Consider the following 15,353-nt stretch of genomic DNA (forward strand, 5'->3'; position numbering starts at 1 on the left):
GAATAGCGTGTTCGATAGAATTGAGAATGTGAAACAAGTAAAACCGCCATCGCGCGCGAAGCGATTCCGATCGGGACTTGTACTGGCAACGCTGGTGCTGCTCGTGCTCGCCTTCCTGTTCACAGGGCGCCCGGCACTGCAGCTACAGGCTGCACCCGCCCGCTTCGACACCGCCCTGGTCGAACGCGGCGCCAACCTGGCGCGGCTGGGCATGTGCGCCGCCTGCCACACCAGTGACCCCGCCAGGCCCTTCGCCGGCGGCCTGGCGATCAAGACGCCCTTCGGCACCGTTTACAGCACCAACATCACGCCGGACGCCCGCACCGGCATCCAGGGCTGGAGCGAAGAAGCGTTCACGCGCGCGATGCGCCGCGGCGTCTCGCGCGACGGCCACCTGCTCTACCCCGCCTTCCCCTACAACCATTACGCCCGGCTGGCGCAGGACGATATCCGCGCGCTCTACGCCTATACGATGACGCGGCCGGCAATCGCCGCTCCAGCGCGCGAGAACGACATGCGCTTCCCATTCGGCTTCCGGCCGCTGCTCGCTTTCTGGAACCTGCTCTACCTCGACGACGCTCCATGGCAGGCCGACCCGCGCCAGTCGCCCGAGTGGAACCGCGGCGCCTACGTCGCCGACGCGCTGGCCCACTGCGGCGCCTGCCATACGCCGCGCACGCTGCTGGGCGGTCCGGACCTGGCGCGCCGGCTCGATGGCGGAGAGTCCGGGAACTGGCACGCGCCTGCGCTGAACCGGCGCTCGCCCTCGCCCCTGCCCTGGACCCGTGAGCATTTGGTGGAGTACCTGCGCACCGGCATCGCACCGGGCCACGCGATCGCGGCCGGGCCGATGCAGGAGGTCGTCGTCAGCCTGGGCCAGGCCGATCAGCGCGACGTCGCCGCTGTCGCTACCTACCTTCACGGTTTGCTGGCGCAGGCGCCTGCGCGCACGCCCCCGGCAACGGGCAGCCTGCCCGTGCCGCCCCCCGCCGGAGAAAATGCGGCGCAGATGCGCCTCGGTTACGAAGTCTATGCGATGGCCTGCGCGCGCTGCCACGATGCCGGGCGCGGCGCCGGCTCTGGCGCCGCCTTGCCGCTGCAGCAGGCCATCGCGCTGTACAACCCGGATCCGCGCAACCTGCTCCACCTGGTCCGCGAAGGCGTCGCGCCGCCGCCGGGCGAGCCGGGCCGCTTCATGCCGGGTTTCGGCGCGATGCTCGACGACGCCCAGCTCACCGCACTGGCCGCCTACCTGCGGCGCCATGGCGCCGGAGCCGCGCCCTGGCCCGACCTCGAGGACAGCGTCCGGAAAGCCAGGCAACCATGACCACCTACCGCCTGCAGGTCAACGGCAAGCCGCACACGGTCGATGTCGACCCGGACACGCCGCTGCTCTACGTGCTGCGCAACGACCTGAAACTCAATGGCGCCAAGTTCGGCTGCGGTCTGGGGCAATGCGGTTCCTGCACCGTGATGCTCGACAAGGCGCCGGTGATGTCCTGCGTGCTGCCGGTGGCGCTGGTGGGCGCGCGCGCCGTGCGCACGGTGGAGTCGCCCGGCAGCCGCTGGGTGCCCAGCGTGGTGCTGCAGCAAGCCTTCATCGACGAGCAGGCGGCGCAATGCGGCTACTGCATCGCCGGCATGATCATGCGCGCCACGGCGCTGTTCGAGCAGGTGCCGGCGCCGAGCGACGAGCAGATCCGCGCCTGGATGCAGCCGAACCTGTGCCGCTGCGGCACCCACCTGCGCATCCTGCGCGCGGTACGGCGCGCCGCCGACGTGCTGGCGACCCAGCCGGTGCGCAAGAAGCGATGAACGGCCTTCCCCACGACAAGGCGCGGCGCCGCTTCCTGGTCGCAGGCGGCGGCCTGGTGTTCTCCTTCGCACTGCCTTGCCATGCACAAGGCGGCAAGTTGCCGGGGAGCCTGGACAAGACGCCCTGGCTCGATGCCTGGATCCGGGTCGGCGCCGACAACCGCGTCACCGTCTTCACCGGCAAGGCCGAACTGGGCCAGGGCATCCGCACCGCCCTGCTGCAGGTGGCCGCGCACGAATTGCAGATCGATCCGGGACGCCTGGAACTGGTCACCGCCGACACCGACCGCACGCCCGACGAAGGCTATACCGCCGGCAGCCATTCGATGCAGGACAGCGGCACGGCGCTGCGCCATGCAGCCAGCCAGGTGCGCGCCCTGCTGCTTGCCAGGGCAGCCACGCGCCTGGCCGTGCCGGCGGGCGCGCTGGTACAGACCAACAGCGTGTTCCGCGCGCCCGACGGGCGCCGCGTCAGCTTCGGCGAACTGGTGGCCGACGGCCAGCAGCATGTGCGCGCCACCGCCGCCCTGCATCCGCGTGCGCAGGGCGCGGCGCGCCATGCGGGCGTGTCGCTGCCGCGGGTCGACATCCCCGGCAAGCTCAAAGGCGAACTCGCCTACGTGCACGACCTGCGCCTGCCCGGCATGGTGCATGCGCGCGTGGTGCGCCCGCCCTCGCCATCGGCGCGGCTGCTCGCGGTCGATACGCGGCAGGTGATGGCCCTGCCCGGCGTGCTCGAGGTCGTGCGCGACGGCCGTTTTCTCGCGGTGGTCGCCGACGAGGAGTGGCGCGCGGTGAAGGCTGCCGCCGCCCTGGGCCGGGCGGCGCGCTGGGAGAGCCCGGCCGTGCTGCCCGCCAGCGACGACGTGGCGGCGCTGGTGCGCAGCCTTCCCGCGCAGCCGCAGCAGGTGCATGCGCGCGGCGCACCGGGCGCCGCCGGCCAGACCCTGCGCGCCACCTATACCCGCCCCTACCAGCTGCACGCTTCGCTCGGGCCTTCGTGCGCCGTCGCGCAGCTCGACAACGGCCGCTACACGGTATGGACCCACTCGCAGGGCGTGTTCCCGCTGCGCGCGGCGCTGGCCGAACTGCTCGGCGCGCCCGAGGAGGCGATCCGCTGCGTGCACATGGAAGGTTCCGGCTGCTATGGCCACAATGGCGCCGACGACGCGGCCGCCGATGCGATCCTGCTGGCGCGCGCCTTCCCCGGCAGCCCGGTGCGGGTGCAGTGGATGCGCGAGGAAGAGCATGCCTGGGAGCCCTACGGCCCGGCAATGGTGGCCCAGGTGCAGGCGACCCTGGATGGCGCCGGGCGCATCGCCGACTGGCAGTACGAGGTCTGGAGCGGCGCGCACAATACGCGCCCGGGCAAGGCCGGCAACCTGCTGGCCGCCACGCACCTGGCGCGGCCGTTCACGCCGCCGGAACCCAAACCGATCCCGCAGCCGCAAGGGGGCGGCGACCGCAATGCGATTCCCTATTACGTGCTGCCCAATGCACGCGTGATCCACCATCATCAGCCGGCAAGCCCTTTCCGCACTTCGGCCCTGCGCTCGCTCGGCGCCTATTGCAACGTATTCGCCATCGAGAGCTTCATGGACGAACTGGCGCGCGCAGCACAAGCCGACCCGGTCGCCTTCCGCCTGCGCCACCTGGCCGACCCGCGCGCGATCGAGGTGGTGAAACTGGCCGCCGCCAAGTTCGGCTGGGATGGGTACCGGAAGAGCGCGGGCCGCGGCCGCGGCTTCGCCTTTGCCCGTTATAAAAACCTGGCGGCCTATTGCGCCATCGCGCTGGAAACCGAGGTGGCCCTGGACACTGGCCTGGTGCGCATCACGCGCGCGGTGGCCGCGGTCGATTGCGGCGAGATCGTCAGCCCGGACGGGGTGCGCAACCAGATCGAGGGCGGCATCCTGCAGTCGGCCAGCTGGACCCTGCTCGAGCAGGTGCGCTTCGACGCCCGCGACGTGCTGACCAGGGACTGGGCCAGCTATCCGATCCTGCGCTTCGATGGCGTGCCCGCCCGTGTCGAGGTGCACCTGCTGGACCGTCCCGGCCAGCCCTTCCTGGGCACCGGCGAAGCCGCGCAGGGCCCGGCCGCCGCCGCGCTGGCCAATGCGGTGGCCCAGGCCTGCGGCAGGCGGGTGCGCGACCTGCCGCTCAACCGCGCACGCATGCGCGCCCTGGCGGGCAAGGCGAAGTAATCAGTTGAACGCCTTCCAGAACATGTAGGCCGCCAGCGTGTACAGGATCACCGCGAAGATCTTCTGCAGCCGTCGCACCGGCATCTTGTGCGCGGTGCGTGCGCCCAGCGGCGCCATGCTCACGCTGGCCAGCGCGATGATGGCCAGCGCCGGCAGGTAGATGAAGCCCAGCGCGTGGTCGGGCAGCCCGGGCTCGCCCCAGCCGTGGTAGATGTTCGAGACGGTGCCCGCCAGCGCGATCGGAAAGCCCAGCGCGGCGCTGGTGGCCACCGCATTGTGGATGCGCACGCCGCACCAGGTCATGAAGGGCACCGACACGAAGCCGCCGCCCGCGCCGACGATGCCCGACAGGGTGCCGATCACGCCGCCCGCCGCGAACATGCCGGGTTTGCCGGGCAGCTCGCGCGCGGCCGCCGGCTTTTTCCCGACCAGCATCTGGGTCGCGGAGAAGGCCACGAAGACGCCGAAGAACAGCGCCAGCATGGAAGCATCCATCTGCTTGCCGATCCAGGGCCCGATCCAGGAGCCGACCAGGATGCCCGGCGCCAGCAGCTTCACCACGGGCCACAGCACCGCGCCGTGCTGGTGGTGGGTGCGCACCGAGGACATCGAGGTAAACAGGATGGTGGCGAGCGAAGTGGCGATCGCCATGTGGATGACGAGTTCTGGAGCAAAGCCGCGCGCGGTGAAGATCATCGTGATGAAGGGCACCAGGACCATGCCCCCGCCGATGCCGAGCAGGCCGGCCGCGAAGCCGCCGAAGGCGCCCATGGCCAGCAGCGCCAGGATAAGCTGGAAGTCCATCAGCGCTTCCCTTTCCTGAGCCAGGCCGTGATGGTGTTCCACTGGGCCTGCGTAACCGGCGAGATCGACAGGCGGCTGCCCTTCTGCAGCAGCACCATCTCGTCCAGCGCAGGCATGGCGCGCATCTCGCTCAGGGGCAGGTAGCGCCCCGCTTCGATGGCGCGCACGTCGACCGAGATCCAGCGTGGCTGTTCCGGCGTGGCTTTCGGGTCGTGGTAATGCGAGCCGGCGTCGAACTGGGTCGCATCCGGATACGGGCTGCTGGCCACTTCGGCGATGCCGGCCACGCCGGGCACCGCGCAACTGGAGTGGTAGAACAGGATGCCGTCGCCGACGCTCATCGCGTCGCGCATGAAGTTGCGCGCCTGGTAGTTACGCACGCCGTACCAGGCCACCGTCCGCCCGGGCGCGGCCAGCACGTCGTCGAAACTGACTTCGTCCGGCTCGGATTTCATCAACCAATAGCGCACCGCGCCTCCCTCGAACAACAACGCGCGCGGGTCGTGACCGACGCACGCGCAAAAAAAAGCGGCTGCGTACCAAGGTGCGCAACCGCTCGTGTGTGTAGCCCCGCCTGTGCCGTTATTGCCGGCATCCCGAACCAAAAGGCTCAAGGTGGTCGCAGTCAGCTCAATTTCGGGTTCGTCAAACTAGTGACGATCGCGCCCACCAAGCATTGTTCCACAACCTATGCGAAAGAATGGTTCAAGGAATATATGGCAAATCTCGAACACCGCAGGGTAGGCGCCAGTTTACTACGCTGGACGCCCATGTCAAACGAATTCAGGCCTAGGACAGATTTTCCTGCGGCGACAAGGCGCCGTCGAGCACCGTGTGCATCGCTTCGAGCTTTTGCTTGACTTCGAGGATGGACATGTCCGAGAGCGGCCCTTGCGGCGACTTCACCGACAGGAATTCGGCGGCCACGCTCAGCGCCGCCATCACGGCGATGCGGTCGGTGCCCTTGACCTTGCCGGAGTCGCGCAGCGCGCACATCTTGCCATCGAGGTAGTGGACGGCTTCGCGCAGCGTACGCTCTTCGCCTTCGCGGCAGGCCAGGCGGTAGGACTGGCCCATGATGCTGCAATCGAGATGGATCATTGGGTAGCCTCGCTGTCGTGTACGGCGCCGGCGGCGCTGCCCTCTTCGGCGGCGTCGCCGTCGTCCGCATCAGGCTCGGCTTCGGGCGCCGGGAACTGCTCGAGCAGCGCTTCGACGCGGCTTTGGGCCAGCTGCAGGCGCTCCTTGAAGGCGAGGTTTTCGGCGCTCAGCAGGCTGTTGGCCTGGCGCAGCAGGTAGTTCTCGGCACGCAAGGACTGGGTCAGCTGGGCGAGCCGGTCAATTTTGTCGGAGAGGTCTTGGAATTCGGAAATCATTCGACACTATAGGTCCGGGATGGTTTTTCAGTCAACCGGAATGCATGCACCCTGCGCGAGCGTAAACAAGCCTTCCGCGAGGCGTGCGGCACCGGCACGGCATCCAGTGTACCCTGCCCGCCTGTTGTCTGCGACACCACACTCGTCATGACTTAGCCGGCTATTAAATTGCGATTTCGCAAACTAATCGGTTATCAGCTTCACATTGAGCCTTGAAATAGGGGGTTATCGTCCCTATAATTAGCTCTCGTTAGCACTCGTTACTAGAGAGTGCTAACAACCGATGTTACTCATTCCAAGCCGACGCCTGTGAGCGGCGGCGTCAAGTAGCTAGTCAAACCACTGAAAAACAAGGAGTTTTGCATGAACCTTCGTCCTTTGCACGATCGCGTAATCGTGAAGCGTCTCGACCAGGAAACCAAGACCGCATCCGGCCTGATCATCCCTGATGCGGCCGCCGAGAAGCCGGACCAGGGCGAAATCCTCGCCGTCGGCAACGGCAAGGTGCAGGACAACGGCCAGTTGCGCGCGCTCGAAGTGAAGGTCGGCGACCGCGTCCTGTTCGGCAAATACTCGGGCCAGGCCGTCAAGGTCGATGGCCAGGAACTGCTGGTCATGCGCGAAGAAGACATCATGGCCGTCGTGGCCCTGTAATCGAACCCGCATTCATTCACGAACTCATTCGGAGCACTACACATGGCAGCTAAAGAAGTAATCTTCGGCGACGCAGCGCGCGCCAAAATGGTCGAAGGCGTCAACATCCTCGCCAACGCAGTCAAAGTCACCCTGGGCCCGAAAGGCCGCAACGTCGTGCTCGAGCGCTCGTTCGGCTCGCCGACCGTGACCAAGGACGGCGTCTCGGTCGCGAAAGAGATCGAACTTAAAGACAAGCTGATGAACATGGGCGCGCAGATGGTCAAGGAAGTCGCTTCCAAGACCAGCGACAACGCCGGTGACGGCACCACCACCGCGACCGTGCTGGCCCAGGCCATCGTCCGCGAAGGCATGAAGTTCGTTGCCGCCGGCATGAACCCGATGGACCTCAAGCGCGGCATCGACAAGGCCGTCGCCGCCACCGTCGAAGAACTGAAGAAGATCGCCAAGCCGACCACCACCTCGAAAGAGATCGCCCAGGTCGGCGCCATCTCGGCCAACTCGGAAACCTCGATCGGCGAGCGCATTGCAGAAGCAATGGAAAAAGTCGGCAAGGAAGGCGTCATCACCGTCGAAGACGGCAAGTCGCTGAACGACGAGCTGGACATCGTGGAAGGCATGCAGTTCGACCGCGGCTACCTGTCGCCTTACTTCATCAACAACCCGGACAAGCAGGTCGCCGTTCACGAGAACCCGTTCATCCTGCTGTGCGACAAGAAGATCTCGAACATCCGTGACCTGCTGCCGGTACTGGAACAGGTCGCGAAAGCCGGCCGTCCGCTGGTGATCGTCGCCGAAGACATCGAAGGCGAAGCGCTGGCGACCCTGGTCGTCAACAACATCCGCGGCATCCTGAAAACCGTCGCCGTCAAGGCCCCGGGCTTCGGCGACCGCCGCAAGGCCATGCTGGAAGACATCGCTGTCCTGACCGGCGGCCAGGTCATCGCCGAAGAAGTCGGCCTGACCCTGGAAAAGGTCACGCTGAACGAACTGGGCCAGGCCAAGCGCGTCGAAGTGGGCAAGGAAAACACCATCATCATCGACGGCGCCGGCGCCGCTGAAAACATCGAGGCACGCGTCAAGATGGTGCGTATCCAGATCGAAGAAGCGACCTCGGACTACGACCGCGAAAAGCTGCAGGAACGCGTGGCCAAGCTGGCCGGCGGCGTTGCCGTGATCCGCGTCGGTGCAGCTACCGAAGTCGAGATGAAAGAGAAGAAGGCCCGCGTCGAAGACGCACTGCACGCTACCCGCGCTGCGGTCGAAGAAGGCATCGTGCCAGGCGGCGGCGTTGCCCTGCTGCGCGCACGCGCTTCGATCAACATCAAGGGCGACAACCCTGACCAGGACGCAGGCATCAAGATCGTCTTGCGCGCCATGGAAGAGCCGCTGCGCATGATCGTCCAGAACGCCGGCGACGAGCCATCGGTGGTCGTGGCCGCCGTCCTGGCAGGCACCGGCAACTACGGCTACAACGCCGCCAACGGCACCTACGGCGACATGGTCGAAATGGGCGTGCTGGATCCAGCCAAGGTCACCCGCTCGGCACTGCAGAACGCAGCGTCGATCGCCGGCCTGATGCTGACCACCGACTGCATGGTCTCGGAACTGGCGGAAGACAAGCCAGCCGGCGGCATGGGCGGCATGGGTGGCATGGGCGGCATGGGCGGCATGGACGGCATGATGTAATTGTGCGGTTCGGCGCCGGACTTGTCCGGCGCCACCCCTTCGAAAAGCCTGCAAGGTTCGCGCCTTGCAGGCTTTTTCATTGGCCGGGCGCGCGCGCCGGCGAACCGAGGATCAGCAGGATGCCTCCCAGCAGTTCGAGCAGCGCCGCCGGCCAGGCCGTCAGCAGGACCATGCCCTGCGCCGCGAGCGCCGTAGCAAACGCCGGCACGGCCAGCGCCGTCAGGGTCAGAAAGGCCAGCGCCAGCAAGAGCGATCCCAGAACCAGGCGCAGCAGCAGGAATGCGGTCAGCATGGCCGGGCGGGACGAAGCGCGATACAGCGTGGGGCGGTACGGGGAAGCGTGATGGGTGTGCATGATCTGCCTTTTGGGGTGGAGTTGAGGAGTCCCTACTCTACCTAGGCACAAACGCAAGTAAAATAGGCGACCATGCAATCATCCTATGCAAAAACGCAATCGCGGCTCGACCTGCAGGACCTGGAAACCATCCTGGCCCTGCAGCGTGGCCGCACGCTGGCCGGGGCGGCCGAGCGCCTGAAGGTCGACACCTCCACCGTATTCCGTGCGATCAAACGCATCGAGAAGGACGTGGGCGAGCTGCTCTTCGAGCGCGGCCGCGGCGGCTATACCGCCACCGAACTGGGGCGCGCGCTGGCCGGCCACGCCGAGCGCATCGAGACCCAGCTCGAAGAAGCGCGCGAAGCCGCCTTCAACCAGGCCGCCGAGCCCTCGGGCAGCTTGCGCATCACCCTCACCGATACCCTGCTGCACAGCGTGCTGCTGCCCGTCCTGGCGCGCTTTACCGCCGCCTATCCGCAGATCGACCTGGAACTGGTCACCACCAATGTGCTGGCCAACCTGAGCCAGCGCGAAGCCGATATCGCGATCCGCGTCACCAGCAGCCCGCCCGAGCACCTGGTCGGCATCCGGCTCGGCACGATGCGCTCGGCGGTGTATGCGGGCAAGGATTACCTGGCCGCGCAACCAGCGGGCCGGCACCATGGCGAAATGGATTGGGTGACGCTGGACGACAGCCTGCTGGAGCACCCGTCGCAGCGATGGCGCCGCGCGGCCTTCCCGAAACTGGTACCGCGCCACAAGGCCTGCAACCTGCTGGGCGTGGCCGGCGCCGTGGTCAACAACCTGGGCGTGGGCATCGTGCCGCTGGCGGTGCTGGGCGAGCATCCACAAGTGGTCATGCTCGACGGCCCGCTGCCGGAACTCGATATCGGCCTGTGGCTGCTGGCCCATCCCGATACCCGTACCCTCGGCCGCATGAAAGCCATGTTCGACTTCCTGCGTGCGAACATCGCGCTGCCGGCTTGAGCATTTCCCTATCTTCTTATGACACCCACCTACTTCGCCGACCCATCCGACTTCCGCCGCTGGCTCGCGGCCCATTCGGCCAGCGCCTCCGAACTGCTGGTCGGCTTCTACAAGGTCGGCTCCGGCCACCCCTGCATGACGTGGCCGGAGTCGGTCGACGAAGCCCTGTGCTTCGGCTGGATCGACGGCCGCCGCAAGCGCATCGACGACGAGCGCTACGTGATCCGCTTCACGCCGCGCAAGGCCACCTCGATCTGGAGCGCGGTGAACATCGCCAAGATGGACAAGCTGCGTGCCGAAGGCAAGATGCTGCCTGCCGGCGAAGCGGCCTTTGCGCTGCGCAGCGACGCGCGGTCCGGCATCTATGCGCACGAGCGCAGCGAACCGCCCGAACTGTCCGGCGCCGAACTGGCCCTGTTCCAGGGCGATCCCGTGGCCTGGGACTACTTCGACGCCTTGCCGCCCGGCTACCGCAGGACCGTGCTGCACTGGATCACCGGCGCGAAGCAGGACAAGACGCGCGCCGGCCGGCTGGCCAAGCTCATGGCCGCCTGCGCGGCCCGTACGCGGCTCGCCTGAGCCCACCGGGGCGTGATATTGCCGGGAGAACAGCTCACGGTGTAGACTTCCCCGTCACCCTACGAGGCCTTCCATGTTCCCACGCGCTGCATCCCGTTCTTCCCTGCTGTTACCGGCCATCTCGCTGGCCGCGGCCCTGGCGCTCGCGGGCTGCAAGCGCACCGAACCCGAGGCCCCCAAGCCCGCCCCGGCCGCGGTCAAGGAAGCGCCGGCGCGCACGAAAGAACAGGCAATGGCCGCACTGCTGGCCGTGCCGGAGCTGAAGGCCTGGTCGGAGCAGATCGAGAAGCGCTCGAAGGGCAAGGCGCACGGCGCGGTCATCGAGGACGATCCGGCGCCGCGCGTGGTCAACGGCCGCAAGTACTACCAGCTCACCTTTGTCGAGAACCGCGCCAGCGACGTGCGCCGCCGCGAAAGCTTCCTGGTGGCTCAGCAGGGCGAGGACATCCTGGTCGACGATACCGAGACCGATACCCTGCTCACGCTGCAGGAATGGCGGCGCGACATCAAGCGCGTGGACCTCAAGAGCGCCGATTGAGGCCTTCATTACAAAAGACCGGCGAATGACATCCACGGAAACCACGGCGTTTCGCCAGGCAAGCAGGCGACAACTGGCCGGCCTGTCATTCGTCTTCCTGTGGTTTTTCATCGGCGGCATGCTGCATTTTGTCGCGACCGATATCGAAGTCCGGCTCGTCCCGCCTTATATCCCGTGGCCGGTGGAGGCGGTTCTGGTCAGCGGCGTCCTCGAATTGCTGGGCGCAGCCGGCATCGTGCTGCCGTCGACACGCAAGGCAGCGGGAATCGGCCTGTTCCTGCTGACCCTGGCGGTGACGCCGGTACACGTGTATATGCTGCAGCGACCCGAGTTGTTCGGGGTGCCGGTCTGGGCACTGTGGCTGCGCCTGCCGGTACAGGTGGTCCTGTTGTGGCTGATACTGTGGAGCACCTGGCGCCGCCCTGCCGCTCCCTAGCCGGAGCAAGCCCGCGGCCCGGGTCATACGCCCGTCTCCACAAAATCATGATTTTTCAACAGGAGCGTTCGAGATGAACCACCCCGTTTCGGTCAGCGAGCGCCGCCGACACCGGTAGCGCCCGCGACGCGGGCGTCCCAGCCGAGCATGGCCAGCCTGGCCACATCGTGCAGCTCGGCGCGGCTGGCGCCGTCGCGGGCCAGGATCGACATGCCGCTCTGGACGCCTTGCACGAAACGGGCCAATGCGTGCGTGTCGACCTCGGGCGCGATCTCGCCCTCGGCCACGGCGCGCGCCAGGCGCGCCTTGAGCTTGTCGAGCGTGGCGGCGCGGGCTGCGCGCATGCGCTGCGCCAGCTGCTCGTGGCCCTCGCTGGCGACGGACGACAAGGCCACCATGCAGCCATAGGGGACCTCGATCAGCCCGCTGGTGAGGCCCACCGCGGTATCGTCCAGGAAGGCGGCGACCGACTCGCGCGCGGTGCCGGCCGCCAGGAAGCGTTCGAAGACCAGGGATTCATGCTTGTCGCGGTAATGCTGCAGGGCCTCGGTGTACAGGCCCTCCTTGGAACCGAAGGTCGCGTACAGGCTGGGCGAGCCTATCCCCATCGCCTCGGTCAGGTCGGAAATCGAGGTAGCGTCGTAGCCCTTCTGCCAGAACAGGCGGGTAGCGATGTCCAGCGCGGCGCCGCGGTCGAAGGCGCGCGGGCGGCCGCGTGCCTTGGCAGGCTTGGCCGGTCCGGCCGATGGCGTCGTCGTCTCACTCATGGATAGCCTCCGTTGTTTCATTGCCGCCGCCTTACTCCCTCACGCGGACGGAACAGGCACCCGCTGTCCGGTTGCGGCGGACTGGATGATAGCGTCAAGCAGCCGATGGCGCTTGACTGCATGTGCAAAGTCCGGGGCGGCACGGGTGCCGTTCGCGAGATCGTCCCGGATCGCAGTATACGCGTGCGCCAGCGTATGGATGGACTTGCCGGCCAGGTGCGGGTAGCGATCGTAGCCCGGCGGCGGCAGGATGTCGGCCAGCCCGGCGCGGCCGCGGGCGGCGCGCACCCTGACGGGGCTGAGATGCGGATGGCCGCCCGACGTCACTTCCAGGCTGCCTTCGGTGCCGTCGATGACCAGGGAAAAAGCCGGCCCGGTCGCGGTTGCGCCACGGTGGTGGACCGACAGGACCGCCCCGCCCGGCAGGAGGCTGGAGATGGCGATCTGGTCATGGGCGGTCATGGGGACCGTGCCGCCGGTTCCGGCCAGCGGGATCCGGGTGCGCCGGGTCGCGAGCGTCGCGGCGACATCCTGCGGTTCGCCGACGACCATCGCGACGAGGTCGATGGCATGCCCGAACGCGATGGACAGCATGGTCGCCCCCGCGTCCTTGTCCAGCGTATAGCGCATGCGTTCGGATACCGGGCTGCCCCATTCGGATGACGAAGCAACGACGGTGGCCGACAGTAGCCGGCCCACATAACCGCTCGCCACCAGGTCGGCCAGCCAGCGAAACGTCGGCGAGGACCGCCCCTGCAAGCCGATGAAGCCACGCGTTCCCGAAGCGGCCAGCGCCATTTCCTCGGCTTGGCGGGCATCCAGCCCGAACGGCCATTCGCTCAGGACGGGTATGCCGGCGCGCAGCGCGGGCAGCACCAGTTCCCGGTGCCGGGCTACCTTGACCGCGACGACGACGAGGTCGATATCGCCGGCCTGCGCCAGCCGTTCGACCGAGCCGTAACCCGGCACGCCGTAGGCCGCGCCCGCCGCTTCGGCCGACGCCTCCGTACTCGCGGCCAGGCCGCGCAGTGCCATCCCCTCGACCTGCGCCAGTGCCGGCAGGTGGGCACCGGCGGCCCAGCCGCCGGACGCGCTCAGGCCGACGATGCCCACGCCGATCGTACGGCGTGGCCCTGCCGCCCTGCCTGCGCAGGCCTCTGCTGCTTCCAATGCTGTGCCGGTATCGAGCATGGCTTTCCCCTTCAGGTATTCAGGCCGCCGTCGACCGTGACGATCGTACCGGTGATCTGGCGGGCGGCCGGGCTGGCCAGGAAGGCGACCGCCGCGGCGATGTCGCGCGGTTCGCTGTAGCGGCCCAGCGGCATCAGCGCGCGCTGGAAGTCCGCGAATTCGCCGTCGGCCGGGTTCATGTCGGTATTGGTGGAACCGGGCTGCACCAGGTTGACCGTGATGTCGCGCGGCCCCAGCTCGCGCGCCAGGCCGCGGTTGAAGGACTGGAGCGCGGATTTGGTCATGTAGTAGACGGTGCCGGTATCGCCGACGATCCGCTCCGCACCGGCCGAGCCGATGGTGATCACGCGCCCGCCCTGCTTCAGGTAAGGGATCGCCGCCTGCGCCGCCAGGATCGGCCCGCGCACGTTCACGGCCAGCAGCGCGTCGATGTCGGCCACCGCGATGTCCGCGATCGACGCATACAGGGCGATCCCGGCGTTGTTGACGAGGATATCGAGGCCGTCGAGCGCCTGCGCCGCGCCATCCACGGCGCGCTTGATCGCGGCCGGATCGGCACTGTCGGCCTGGATCGCGACCGCCTTGCGTCCCAGCGCTTGGATCGACTTGACCACCTCGGCGGCCTGCTCGGCCGAGCGTTCGTAGGTGATGGCAACGTCCGCCCCTTTTTCCGCCAGCGCCAGCGCGATGGCGGCGCGATGCCGCGCGATGCGCCGGTGACCAGCGCGCGTTTGCCGAATAATTCAGTCATGATGGCTTCCTTTTTGTGGTGATCGATACAGAATCCTAATCGGGCCTGTAAACCAAGTCAAACATTTTGTATCGATCACCTCAAAAATCATTTGCCAAACGGGGCGCGGCTTGCCTGACGGGTGGAATTGCCCGTACACTCGACCGGGCATCGCCAGGGACTGACCGGCGCCGCGCAGCACGTGCGCGCCGGGCGAGCGCTGCATCTCCCCGTTCCCACCCATCCACCCTTCGACAGGAGCGCTTTTCTTGAACCCAGCTTTTTCAGGCGGATGCGCATGCGGCGCGATCCGCTACCGCGCCGCGCAGGCGCCGATCGCCATGCTCAACTGCCATTGCAGCGACTGCCAGCTCTCGAGCGGAGCGCCGTTCGCCTCCGGCGTGGTCGTCATGACGGCCGACCTCGAGGTCGAGGGGACGCCGGTTACCTACGCGGTGAAAGCCGGCAGCGGCGGCCAGTCCACACGCGGTTTTTGCGGCGCCTGCGGCACGCCGCTGTTCACCAGCAGCGACACCAACGCGCAGTTCACCTCGATCCGCTTCCCGACGCTGGACGATGCGTCCGGATTCAAGCCCATGCTCGACATCTATGCGGCGAACGCGCAGCCGTGGGTATGCCTCGATCCGGCAATTCCGCACTTCCCCCAGTCGCCCCAGGCGCCAGGCTAGCCGCAGGTCTCGACGTAGGCCACCGCCGGCTGCAGGCCGGCCCGCACCCTGGTGACCTTGCCGCCGCTTGCCTCGACGAGGATCGCGCTGCGCCCGTCGGCGCCGGCGAAAGTCATGGTATGGCCCTGTGCATCGTATTTGTGCGGGCCGATCACCCCTTCCGGATGCGTTGCGCGCACGGCGTCCAGCGCGTCGCCCACGGCGATGCCCAGGGCATTCGAGACACCGGGTTCGGCGTCGGCGCGCGTCACTACCCCGTTTTCGACCATGAAGCGCAGCTTCGGCAAGGCCGCGAAGCGCACCATGCTGCAGGCCGCATCGAAAGGCGTGGGCAGCACGGCCTTGCCGCCCGTGGCCTGCTCCGCCTGGGCCAGGGTCATGCCGAAGCGGATGGCGCCTGCCCCGCCGGCGCTGAGCACAGCAGGAACCCGCGCAGACGCGCCGGCCTGCACCTGGCCCGTACCGGCTACTGGTGCGGTCGATTGTGAAACGGGTTTGGAACAGGCGCCCATCAGGACGATCGTGCCGAGTACGAGTAGTTGCCGCATTATTTTCCC

General features: G+C 67.4%; 18 protein-coding genes, 1 other RNA gene and 1 pseudogene. 10 read left to right on the forward strand and 10 right to left on the reverse strand.

All coding sequences use genetic code 11. The features are described from left to right. Positions 1–94 precede the first annotated feature (94 nt). Genes AC3XQU_RS00645 through AC3XQU_RS00655 form a run of 3 tightly spaced genes read left to right on the forward strand, consistent with a single transcriptional unit; the run spans position 95 to position 4,019 of the window. Positions 95–1,327 (forward strand): c-type cytochrome, encoded by a 1,233-nt coding sequence (locus tag AC3XQU_RS00645; RefSeq protein WP_489872195.1) that lies wholly within the window; start codon positions 95–97, stop codon positions 1,325–1,327. Next, positions 1,324–1,815 carry a (2Fe-2S)-binding protein gene (locus AC3XQU_RS00650; protein WP_489872196.1) on the forward strand — a complete coding sequence of 164 codons (492 nt, stop codon included), beginning with the start codon at positions 1,324–1,326 and terminating at the stop codon, positions 1,813–1,815. The genes AC3XQU_RS00645 and AC3XQU_RS00650 overlap by 4 nt, the downstream gene beginning before the upstream one ends. Next, entirely contained in the window at positions 1,812–4,019 is a 2,208-nt protein-coding gene (locus AC3XQU_RS00655) for a xanthine dehydrogenase family protein molybdopterin-binding subunit (RefSeq protein ID WP_489872197.1), read from the forward strand. Before AC3XQU_RS00650 ends, AC3XQU_RS00655 begins: the two co-directional genes overlap by 4 nt. On the opposite strand, the gene AC3XQU_RS00660 is transcribed toward AC3XQU_RS00655, so the two are convergent. The 5 genes from AC3XQU_RS00660 to AC3XQU_RS00680 all read right to left on the reverse strand — a co-directional run bounded on the left by AC3XQU_RS00660 (position 4,020) and on the right by AC3XQU_RS00680 (position 6,199). After that, positions 4,020–4,823, reverse strand: a complete 804-nt coding sequence (locus AC3XQU_RS00660) for a sulfite exporter TauE/SafE family protein (protein ID WP_489872198.1) — start codon at positions 4,821–4,823, stop codon at positions 4,020–4,022. Continuing rightward, positions 4,823–5,293, reverse strand: coding sequence for an EVE domain-containing protein (locus AC3XQU_RS00665; protein WP_489872199.1), 471 nt, complete (start codon positions 5,291–5,293; stop codon positions 4,823–4,825). The genes AC3XQU_RS00660 and AC3XQU_RS00665 overlap by 1 nt, the downstream gene beginning before the upstream one ends. Positions 5,294–5,386: 93 nt before the next feature. Continuing rightward, positions 5,387–5,568: non-coding RNA, 6S RNA (ssrS, locus tag AC3XQU_RS00670), on the reverse strand. Between the two features lie 44 nt (positions 5,569–5,612). Further along, positions 5,613–5,924 carry a cell division protein ZapA gene (locus AC3XQU_RS00675; RefSeq protein WP_489872200.1) on the reverse strand — a complete coding sequence of 104 codons (312 nt, stop codon included), beginning with the start codon at positions 5,922–5,924 and terminating at the stop codon, positions 5,613–5,615. Then, on the reverse strand, positions 5,921–6,199 hold the full coding sequence (locus tag AC3XQU_RS00680; protein WP_489872201.1) for a hypothetical protein: 279 nt from the start codon (positions 6,197–6,199) through the stop codon (positions 5,921–5,923). The genes AC3XQU_RS00675 and AC3XQU_RS00680 overlap by 4 nt, the downstream gene beginning before the upstream one ends. A 363-nt stretch (positions 6,200–6,562) precedes the next feature. Between AC3XQU_RS00680 and groES the strand changes: the two genes are divergently transcribed. Together groES and groL are read left to right on the forward strand one after the other, a co-directional pair. Continuing rightward, positions 6,563–6,853, forward strand: a complete 291-nt coding sequence (gene groES, locus AC3XQU_RS00685; RefSeq protein ID WP_091872698.1) for a co-chaperone GroES — start codon at positions 6,563–6,565, stop codon at positions 6,851–6,853. Positions 6,854–6,895: 42 nt separating this feature from the next. Beyond that, on the forward strand, positions 6,896–8,542 hold the full coding sequence (gene groL, locus AC3XQU_RS00690; RefSeq protein WP_489872202.1) for a chaperonin GroEL: 1,647 nt from the start codon (positions 6,896–6,898) through the stop codon (positions 8,540–8,542). 76 nt (positions 8,543–8,618) lie between these two features. On the opposite strand, the gene AC3XQU_RS00695 is transcribed toward groL, so the two are convergent. Beyond that, complete coding sequence (locus AC3XQU_RS00695) at positions 8,619–8,834, reverse strand: DoxX family membrane protein (RefSeq protein ID WP_489872203.1); 216 nt, start codon at positions 8,832–8,834, stop codon at positions 8,619–8,621. Positions 8,835–8,969: 135 nt separating this feature from the next. Between AC3XQU_RS00695 and AC3XQU_RS00700 the strand changes: the two genes are divergently transcribed. The 4 genes from AC3XQU_RS00700 to AC3XQU_RS00715 all read left to right on the forward strand — a co-directional run bounded on the left by AC3XQU_RS00700 (position 8,970) and on the right by AC3XQU_RS00715 (position 11,419). Next, a complete protein-coding gene (locus tag AC3XQU_RS00700; protein ID WP_489872204.1) occupies positions 8,970–9,866 on the forward strand; it encodes a LysR family transcriptional regulator in 897 nt (298 codons plus the stop codon). Between the two features lie 18 nt (positions 9,867–9,884). Next, complete coding sequence (locus AC3XQU_RS00705; protein ID WP_489872205.1) at positions 9,885–10,445, forward strand: YdeI/OmpD-associated family protein; 561 nt, start codon at positions 9,885–9,887, stop codon at positions 10,443–10,445. A 73-nt stretch (positions 10,446–10,518) separates the two neighbouring features. After that, complete coding sequence (locus AC3XQU_RS00710; protein WP_489872206.1) at positions 10,519–10,983, forward strand: hypothetical protein; 465 nt, start codon at positions 10,519–10,521, stop codon at positions 10,981–10,983. Positions 10,984–11,008: 25 nt separating this feature from the next. Continuing rightward, on the forward strand, positions 11,009–11,419 hold the full coding sequence (locus tag AC3XQU_RS00715) for a DoxX family protein (protein WP_489872207.1): 411 nt from the start codon (positions 11,009–11,011) through the stop codon (positions 11,417–11,419). Between the two features lie 92 nt (positions 11,420–11,511). Here the strand turns inward: AC3XQU_RS00715 and AC3XQU_RS00720 are convergent, their stop codons facing one another. From AC3XQU_RS00720 to AC3XQU_RS00730, 3 genes and pseudogenes are all read right to left on the reverse strand, one after another. Then, positions 11,512–12,186, reverse strand: a complete 675-nt coding sequence (locus AC3XQU_RS00720) for a TetR/AcrR family transcriptional regulator (protein WP_489872208.1) — start codon at positions 12,184–12,186, stop codon at positions 11,512–11,514. Between the two features lie 39 nt (positions 12,187–12,225). Beyond that, positions 12,226–13,377 (reverse strand): Gfo/Idh/MocA family protein, encoded by a 1,152-nt coding sequence (locus AC3XQU_RS00725; protein WP_489872209.1) that lies wholly within the window; start codon positions 13,375–13,377, stop codon positions 12,226–12,228. Between the two features lie 11 nt (positions 13,378–13,388). Further along, positions 13,389–14,128 (reverse strand): annotated as a pseudogene (locus tag AC3XQU_RS00730) (SDR family NAD(P)-dependent oxidoreductase). A gap of 248 nt (positions 14,129–14,376) precedes the next feature. On the opposite strand from AC3XQU_RS00730, the gene AC3XQU_RS00735 reads away from it, so the two are divergent. Beyond that, positions 14,377–14,796: a GFA family protein gene (locus AC3XQU_RS00735; protein WP_489872210.1), complete on the forward strand. Its 420-nt coding sequence runs from the start codon at positions 14,377–14,379 to the stop codon at positions 14,794–14,796. On the opposite strand, the gene AC3XQU_RS00740 is transcribed toward AC3XQU_RS00735, so the two are convergent. Continuing rightward, positions 14,793–15,344: a hypothetical protein gene (locus AC3XQU_RS00740; protein WP_489872211.1), complete on the reverse strand. Its 552-nt coding sequence runs from the start codon at positions 15,342–15,344 to the stop codon at positions 14,793–14,795. The genes AC3XQU_RS00735 and AC3XQU_RS00740 overlap by 4 nt on opposite strands. Positions 15,345–15,353: the final 9 nt, after the last annotated feature.

This window comes from Telluria sp. AZSoR62 (genome assembly GCF_058111565.1).